Source organism: uncultured Streptococcus sp. (assembly GCF_963521865.1).
Lineage (GTDB): Bacteria > Bacillota > Bacilli > Lactobacillales > Streptococcaceae > Streptococcus.
Genome location: NZ_CAUQWY010000054.1, coordinates 1 through 7,469 on the forward strand (window position 1 = coordinate 1; position 7,469 = coordinate 7,469).

Annotated in this window: 8 protein-coding genes; 4 read left to right on the top strand and 4 right to left on the bottom strand. The window is 42.6% G+C overall.

Going from position 1 to position 7,469, the window contains the following annotated elements:
* Nucleotides 1–302: 302 nt before the first annotated feature.
* From RWO85_RS09245 to RWO85_RS09260, 4 genes are all read left to right on the top strand, one after another.
* Nucleotides 303–1,454: an MFS transporter gene (locus tag RWO85_RS09245; protein WP_314415486.1), complete on the top strand. Its 1,152-nt coding sequence runs from the start codon at nt 303–305 to the stop codon at nt 1,452–1,454.
* A 98-nt stretch (nt 1,455–1,552) separates the two neighbouring features.
* Nucleotides 1,553–2,302, top strand: coding sequence for a tRNA pseudouridine(38-40) synthase TruA (truA, locus tag RWO85_RS09250; RefSeq protein WP_314415488.1), 750 nt, complete (start codon nt 1,553–1,555; stop codon nt 2,300–2,302).
* Nucleotides 2,292–3,065, top strand: a complete 774-nt coding sequence (locus RWO85_RS09255) for a bifunctional hydroxymethylpyrimidine kinase/phosphomethylpyrimidine kinase (protein ID WP_314415490.1) — start codon at nt 2,292–2,294, stop codon at nt 3,063–3,065. Before truA ends, RWO85_RS09255 begins: the two co-directional genes overlap by 11 nt.
* On the top strand, nt 3,043–3,504 hold the full coding sequence (locus tag RWO85_RS09260) for an ECF transporter S component (RefSeq protein ID WP_314415492.1): 462 nt from the start codon (nt 3,043–3,045) through the stop codon (nt 3,502–3,504). Before RWO85_RS09255 ends, RWO85_RS09260 begins: the two co-directional genes overlap by 23 nt.
* A gap of 76 nt (nt 3,505–3,580) precedes the next feature.
* Here the strand turns inward: RWO85_RS09260 and RWO85_RS09265 are convergent, their stop codons facing one another.
* The 4 genes from RWO85_RS09265 to murT all read right to left on the bottom strand — a co-directional run bounded on the left by RWO85_RS09265 (nt 3,581) and on the right by murT (nt 7,139).
* Nucleotides 3,581–3,787, bottom strand: a complete 207-nt coding sequence (locus RWO85_RS09265) for a hypothetical protein (RefSeq protein ID WP_314415494.1) — start codon at nt 3,785–3,787, stop codon at nt 3,581–3,583.
* A gap of 17 nt (nt 3,788–3,804) precedes the next feature.
* The gene (locus RWO85_RS09270; protein WP_314415496.1) at nt 3,805–4,887 is read right to left on the bottom strand and encodes a Xaa-Pro peptidase family protein; all 1,083 of its coding nucleotides are present in this window, start codon (nt 4,885–4,887) and stop codon (nt 3,805–3,807) included.
* Nucleotides 4,888–5,013: 126 nt separating this feature from the next.
* Nucleotides 5,014–5,796 carry a lipid II isoglutaminyl synthase subunit GatD gene (gatD, locus tag RWO85_RS09275; RefSeq protein WP_261041994.1) on the bottom strand — a complete coding sequence of 261 codons (783 nt, stop codon included), beginning with the start codon at nt 5,794–5,796 and terminating at the stop codon, nt 5,014–5,016.
* Nucleotides 5,796–7,139: a lipid II isoglutaminyl synthase subunit MurT gene (gene murT, locus RWO85_RS09280; protein ID WP_314415497.1), complete on the bottom strand. Its 1,344-nt coding sequence runs from the start codon at nt 7,137–7,139 to the stop codon at nt 5,796–5,798. Before murT ends, gatD begins: the two co-directional genes overlap by 1 nt.
* Between the last annotated feature and the right edge of the window lie 330 nt (nt 7,140–7,469).

Sequence of the window (7,469 nt, forward strand, 5' to 3'; positions counted from 1 at the left end):
CAGTTTCATCCGCAACCTCAAAAACATGTTTTGAGCTGACTTCGTCAGTTTCATCCGCAACCTCAAAAACATGTTTTGAGCTGACTTCGTCAGTTTCATCTGCCACCTCAAAACAGTGTTTTGAGCAACCTGCGGCTAGCTTCCTAGTTTGCTCTTTGATTTTCATTGAGTATAAGACACAAGGGATTCATTTTCGAGTTTAAGAAGGAGGAGTCTATACACTAAAGAGGCTTCTTCTTTTCTTGCCTGTTTGATAACTATCAAAAAATTAGAAGATTAAGAGAAATATAGAAAGAGATTTCATGAAACAATTTTTAGAACGGGCCAGTATTTTGGCTCTCTCCCTCGTTTTGATTACCTCCTTTTCCATCTCGAGTGCCCTGCCAGCTATGTTTGACTATTATCAGGGCTATCCTAAGGAACAAATTGAGCTCTTAGCGAGCTTGCCTTCCTTTGGGATCATGATTATGTTACTGCTAAATGGTTTCTTAGAAAAAATATTTCCTGAGCGCTTACAGATTAGTTTGGGATTGCTGATTTTATCACTGAGTGGAACGGCTCCCTTCTGGTATCAAGCCTATCCCTTTGTCTTTGGAACAAGGATTCTTTTTGGTTTGGGTGTTGGAATGATCAATGCTAAGGCCATTTCTATTATCAGTGAACGTTACCAAGGAAAAACGAGAATACAGATGCTAGGGTTACGCGGTTCTGCAGAGGTCGTTGGGGCTTCTCTCATTACCTTGGCAGTCGGCCAGTTATTGGCCTTTGGTTGGACAGCTACTTTCTTAGCCTATAGTGCTGGATTTTTTGTACTGACCCTTTATTTGCTCTTTGTCCCTTATGGAAAAGAAAAGAAAGAAGTCAAGAAAAAAACGAAGGAAGCAAGTCGCTTAACTCGGGAAATGAAGGGCTTGATTTTTATCCTAGCTATCGAAGCGGCGGTTGTAGTTTGTACCAATACAGCTATTACCATCCGTATTCCAAGTTTGATGGTGGAAAGAGGACTTGGAGATGCCCAGTTATCTAGTTTTGTTCTTAGTGTCATGCAGTTGATTGGGATTGTGGCTGGGGTGAGTTTTTCTTTCTTGATTTCTATTTTTAAAGAGAAACTGCTCCTCTGGTCTGGTATTACCTTCGGCTTAGGTCAAATCGTGATTGCCCTTTCTCCATCCTTGTGGGTGGTAGTGGCAGGAAGCATTCTGGCTGGTTTTGCCTACAGTGTAGCCTTGACGACAGTCTTTCAACTTGTCTCTGAAAGAATTCCAGCTAAACTCCTCAATCAAGCCACTTCATTTGCTGTATTAGGCTGTAGTTTCGGAGCCTTTACGACACCATTCGTTCTAAGTGCAATTGGCTTACTAACTCACAATGGGATGCTGGTCTTTACAATTTTGGGAGTTTGGTTGATTGTAACCTCTATCTTTGTCATGTACCTACTTCAAAAGAGAGCTTAGGATTGGTTCCTAAGTTTTTCTTTTTAGGATTTTTGTACCCAGATAGTATTTATTTTAGGACCTTGTCTACAGACTAATTTCTTGATAAAATAGAAGTTATGACAAGATACAAAGCAACTATTTCCTATGACGGTTACGCCTTTGCTGGTTTTCAACGCCAGCCCCATGCGCGTAGTGTTCAGGAAGAAATTGAAAAAACCTTGACGAGACTCAATAAAGGGAAAGCAATCACTGTTCACGGTGCTGGTAGGACTGATAGTGGGGTTCATGCTTTGGGACAGGTGATTCATTTTGACTTGCCCTGTCAAATGGATGAGGAAAAACTTCGCTTTGCCTTGGACACCCAGTCCCCTGAAGATATTGATGTGATTTCGATTGAGCTAGTGGAGGATGATTTTCATTGCCGTTATGCAAAACATAGCAAGACCTATGAGTTTATCGTGGATAGGGGTCGTCCTAAAAATCCCATGCGCCGTCACTATGCTACTCACTTTCCCTATCCGCTTGATGTGGATCGGATGCAGGAGGCTGTCAAAAAATTAGAAGGCACTCATGATTTCACTGGCTTTACAGCCTCTGGGACTAGTGTAGAGGATAAAGTTCGCACCATCACAGAAGCTAGTCTCAGGGTTGATGAGACAGGACAATTTTTGACCTTTACCTTTTCAGGAAATGGTTTCTTGTATAAGCAGATTCGCAATATGGTGGGGACACTGCTCAAAATCGGAAATAATCGTATGCCAGTGGAGCAGATTGACCTGATTTTGGAGAAAAAGGATAGGCAACTTGCAGGTCCCACTGCAGCACCAAATGGTTTGTATTTAAAGGAGATTCGTTATGAAGAATAATCGTATTTTAGCAATTTCTGGAAATGATATTTTTAGTGGTGGCGGTTTGTCCGCTGATTTGGCTACCTATACCTTGAACGGCTTGCATGGCTTTGTAGCAGTGACCTGTTTGACAGCCTTGACAGAAAAAGGATTTGAGGTCTTTCCAACTGACGATATCATTTTTCAACATGAATTAGATAGCTTGCGTGATGTGGAATTTGCAGGGATTAAGATTGGTCTTCTACCAACTGTCAGTGTGGCTGAGAAGGCATTGGACTTTATCAAGCAACGTCCAGGAGTGCCTGTGGTATTGGATCCTGTCTTGGTCTGCAAGGAAACGCATGATGTAGCTGTAAGTGAGCTCTGTCAAGAATTGATTCGCTTTTTCCCTCATGTCAGTGTGATTACGCCTAATCTTCCCGAAGCAGAATTACTAGCAGATCAAGAGATTAAAACCCTTGAAGACATGAAAACTGTAGCACAGAAATTGCATGACTTAGGAGCGCCAGCAGTCATTATCAAGGGAGGCAATCGCCTTAATCAGGACAAGGCTGTGGATGTCTTTTATGACGGACAAACCTTTACAGTCCTAGAAAATCCTGTCATCCAAGGGCAAAATGCTGGCGCAGGTTGTACCTTTGCCTCCAGCATTGCCAGTCACTTGGTTAAAGGTGATGAACTTTTACCAGCAGTAGAAAGCTCTAAGGCTTTCGTTTACCGTGCCATTGTACAAGCAGATCAGTATGGAGTAAGACAATATGAAGCAAACCAAAACAACTAAAATTGCCCTTGTATCCCTATTAACCGCCCTTTCTGTGGTTCTAGGTTATTTCTTAAAAATTCCAACACCGACAGGCATTCTAACTCTTTTAGATGCGGGTGTCTTCTTTACGGCCTTCTACTTTGGTAGTCGTGAAGGTGCTGTAGTAGGAGGACTAGCAGGTTTCTTGATTGACCTCTTATCAGGCTATCCTCAGTGGATGTTCTTTAGCTTGGTCAACCATGGCTTACAGGGATTTTTCGCAGGATTTAAAGGAAAAGCTCAGTGGTTAGGCCTCGTTTTGGCAACTATTGCCATGGTAGGGGGCTACGCCTTGGGTTCAACTTTGATGAATGGCTGGGCAGCAGCCCTACCAGAAATCCTACCAAATTTTATGCAAAATATGGTAGGGATGATTGTAGGATTTATTCTTAGTCAAAGTATCAAGAAGATTAAGTAAAGAGGCTGAATCAAAAATCTTTCAAATAAGAAAAACGCATAGTATCAGGTGTTGAAAAACCTTGATACTATGCGTTTTATTGTGGGAAGATTTTATACTCTTCGAAAATCTCTTCAAACCGCGTCAACGTCGTCTTGCCGTAGATATGGTTACTGACTTCGTCAGTTCTATCCACAACCTCAAAACAGTGTTTTGAGCTGACTTCATCAGTCTTATCCACAACCTCAAAACAGTGTTTTGAGCAACCTGCGGCTAGTTTCCTAGTTTGCTTTTTGATTTTCATTGAGTATTAGATGAATATTAATCAAAATAAAGCAAATCTTTGCTGGTGCTTGTAAAGAGGTCAAAGCCATCCTTGGTAACAACACCGCAGTCTTCGATACGGACACCAACCTTGCCAGGGATATAGACACCGGGCTCAACAGAGAAGCACATACCTTCTTCGATAACCAAGTCGTTTCCTTCCATGATAGATGGGAATTCGTGGACATCCATACCGATACCATGACCGAGACGGTGGTTGAAGTATTCTCCGTAACCAGATTTTTCAATGACTTCGCGAGCAGCGCGGTCCACTTCATGAGCAGTCACACCCGGCTTGATAAAGTCAAGAGCAGCTTGTTGGGCTTCAAGAGTCAAGTTATAAATGTCTTTCTTGAATTGGTCAGGTTTGCCGACAGCGACTGTACGAGTCATATCTGACGCGTAGCCGTTGACGAGAACACCCAGATCAAAGAGGAGAAGGGCGTCATTTTCAACCTTATTAGCTGCTGGAATACCGTGTGGATTTGCAGCATTATCGCCAGTTAAGACCATGGTATCAAAGCTCATTTCATAACCTTCACGCTTCATGGCAAAGTCGATTTGGGCTATAATATCTGTCTCAGTCTTATCAAGAGAAATATTGTCAAAACCAACCTTAACAGCCTTGTCCGCATAGAGACCTGCAACCATCATTTTTTGCACTTCATCAGCTGATTTGATGAGGCGCATGCGTTGGATACGAGGAGTGAGGTTTTCAAACTCAGCAGTTTCAAAAACTGATTTCAAGCCATGGTATTTAGTCAAGATGAGATTGTCAAACTCAACAGCTACACGTTTGAAGTCAAGTTGTGGAAGAGCATGTTTCATTTTTTGCCATGGATTTTCAGAATCCACATAGCCCACAACTGGGAAGGAAACGGTGCTGCTTGCACGCTCAACCTCAAGGGCTGGGACAAAGAGGAGAGGTTCCTGATCCGCTAGGACAAAAAGGAACATCTGGCGTTCATGGGGATCACTGTAAAAACCAGTGAGGTAATTGATTGTGACGGGGTCAGATACGACAGCGACGTCTAGTTTTTCTGATTCAAGATATGCTACGATTTGTTGTAATTTAGACATATGCTACCTTCTTTCTACCCCTCTATTTTGGCAAAAAAAGAGAGAAAATGCAAGGGAGAAGGGTAAAAGAAAAGACAAAAAAACTCCGACAAGATAACGGAGTTCTTTGATATCATTTTCCTTTGTTTAAGAAAAGTCAGCCTTGCTTTTGACGTCGCTGTATTCTTCAGCGATTTCTTGGCTGAGAATGTCCTCATAAGCAGGGAGTTGAATGTCCTGACCATATTTCTTCTTGAGGGCAGTAGTGACTAGGCGATAAGCTAGATTGGCATTGCGAGAGAGGATAGGCCCATGGAAGTAAGAACCAAAGACATTCTTATAATGAACCCCTTCGCCGACCTTTTCTTCGTTGTTTCCATTGCCATAGACAACCTGTCCCAGCGGTTTTTGGTTATCTGAGAGGAAGGTACGGCCCTGATGATTTTCAAAACCATAGTAGGTTTCATCGAAATCTTCATTGTGAATCTTGATATCACCGATAAAGCGGTTATTGGTCTGGTTGAGCGTGTAGTGACCCATGACTCCTAACCCCTCGATGCGTTTGCCTGAAGCTTCAACATAATATTGCCCCAATAGTTGGAAACCACCACAGATAGCCAGAACCACACCGTCGTTTTGGATGTAGTTGTCAATGCTTTCTTTTTTGGCAGGAAGGTCGTCTGCAATAATACTTTGTTCAAAGTCTTGACCGCCACCGAAAAAGGCAATGTCGTAGTGATTTTCATCAAAATCATCATGGAGAGAAACAATGTCAACTGTCACATGGGCTCCTAGTTTTTCAGCCACATACTTGAGCATGAGGATGTTTCCATTGTCCCCATAGGTATTCATGAGGTTACCGTAGAGGTGTGCAATGTTGAGCTGATAGGGGTAATTGCCAGCTTTTGAGGAAAGTGAAGTATAAACCATTAGTTCATCTCCTTTCTAACAATCTGACGACTAGCCAGCAGTTCGCGGAATTCCAGCATAGCAGTATAGGTAGCTAGGATATAGGCATGTTTGCAGTCTTGGTTCTCAATGGTCTTGAGAACTTGTTCCAGACTACTTGTTTCAGTGATTTTCTCAGCTGGATAGCCTGTCACTCGGAGACGACGTGCAATTTCAGAATGGCGAACACCGCCAGCGTTGATTTCAGGAATGTCCATGTCAGTGATTTGTTCAAAGTCCGCATCCCAGATCCAGCTGGTATCAATACCGTCTGCATAATTGGCATTAAGGAGGACAGATAGGCTAAATGGATAAGGTGCTAGTTTGATCATTTCGATAGCTTGAGTTGCACCGACTGGATTTTTAATCAAGACAAGGGTACATTCCTTGCCACCGATATGGAAGGTTTCTTGGCGTCCAAAGACAGCACGGCTCTTATCAAATCCTTGCTTGATTAGTTGCGAATCTGCACCAAGAAAACGGGCGATAGCAACAGCAGCTAGAGCGTTGTAGATATTGTAGAGTCCACCGATTTGGATACCGTATTCTTGTCCGTCAATGACAAAGCGAGAGCGATTGTTGGTCAACTCAACCAGTTCTGTCAAACGATAGTCGAGATCAGGACGTTTACATCCGCAGCCTTCACAGATATAGGCACCCAAGTTTGCATAGGTATTATGCTCATATTTGAGGATTCCTTGGCAGTCAGGGCAGAGGATTCCTTCGGTATTATAGTGAGCCAGCTGGGCTGGACCTTTCTCCAAGTCAAAACCAAAATACTCTACAGGATTTGGAATAGCTGGCTTGTAGAAAAGTGGACTGTCTCCATTAAGAAGAACAGTGGCAGTAGGCACCTTACGAATAGCATCCAAAATCATCTTGTAAGTTGTGTAAATCTCACCATAGCGGTCCATCTGGTCGCGGAAGATATTCGTGATGACAAAAAGGCTTGGCTGGATATAGTCACAGATACGAGATAGACTGGCTTCGTCAATTTCAAGGACGGCAATATTTTTCCCAGTTTTAGAAGATTTGGCTGTTAAGAAGGTTGTCGTAATTCCTGTAATCATGTTGGCACCGCTTGGGTTGGTCAGAACTTGACCATAAACCTCTTTTAAAATGCCGACAGTCAGGGCGGTTGTCAAGGTTTTTCCATTGGTTCCAGTGACCACGACAATCTCGTAGTTCTTAACAAGGTTTTGTAAAATATCTTTATCAAATTGAAGGGCGACTTTTCCTGGAAGCGTACTTCCACGGCCAAGACGGCTTAAAATGAAGTGGGAAGAACGCCCAGCTAGGAGGCCCAAAGTAGTTTTTAAGTTCATGTTTCTATTATATCATAAAAGAGGGAAAAGACAGATTTGATACTCAATGAAAATCAAAGAGCAAACTAGGAAGTTAGCCGCAGGTTGCTCAAAATACTGTTTTGAGGTTGCAGATAGAACTGACGAAGTCAGTAACCATACCTACGGCAAGGTGAAGCTGACGTAGTTTGAAGAGATTTTCGAAGAGTATGAGATTTCGCAGAAATAAAAACAGCCCTCAGAGGGCTGTTCGATACGATTAAATCTCAACTTAAATCGCAAACAAGTCATTCAAGTTCTCAGCCAAGGTTGGGTGAGTGAAGATTTGTTTTGTGAAGTAAGTGTAAGGAA

Coding starts and splice junctions, on each gene's coding strand:
- RWO85_RS09255 (WP_314415490.1), top strand. CDS start 2,292: ATGAAGAATAATCGTATTTTAGCAATTTCTGGAAATGATATTTTTAGT.
- RWO85_RS09245 (WP_314415486.1), top strand. CDS start 303: ATGAAACAATTTTTAGAACGGGCCAGTATTTTGGCTCTCTCCCTCGTT.
- truA (WP_314415488.1), top strand. CDS start 1,553: ATGACAAGATACAAAGCAACTATTTCCTATGACGGTTACGCCTTTGCT.
- gatD (WP_261041994.1), bottom strand. CDS start 5,796: ATGGTTTATACTTCACTTTCCTCAAAAGCTGGCAATTACCCCTATCAG.
- murT (WP_314415497.1), bottom strand. CDS start 7,139: ATGAACTTAAAAACTACTTTGGGCCTCCTAGCTGGGCGTTCTTCCCAC.
- RWO85_RS09265 (WP_314415494.1), bottom strand. CDS start 3,787: ATGAAAATCAAAAAGCAAACTAGGAAACTAGCCGCAGGTTGCTCAAAA.
- RWO85_RS09260 (WP_314415492.1), top strand. CDS start 3,043: ATGAAGCAAACCAAAACAACTAAAATTGCCCTTGTATCCCTATTAACC.
- RWO85_RS09270 (WP_314415496.1), bottom strand. CDS start 4,887: ATGTCTAAATTACAACAAATCGTAGCATATCTTGAATCAGAAAAACTA.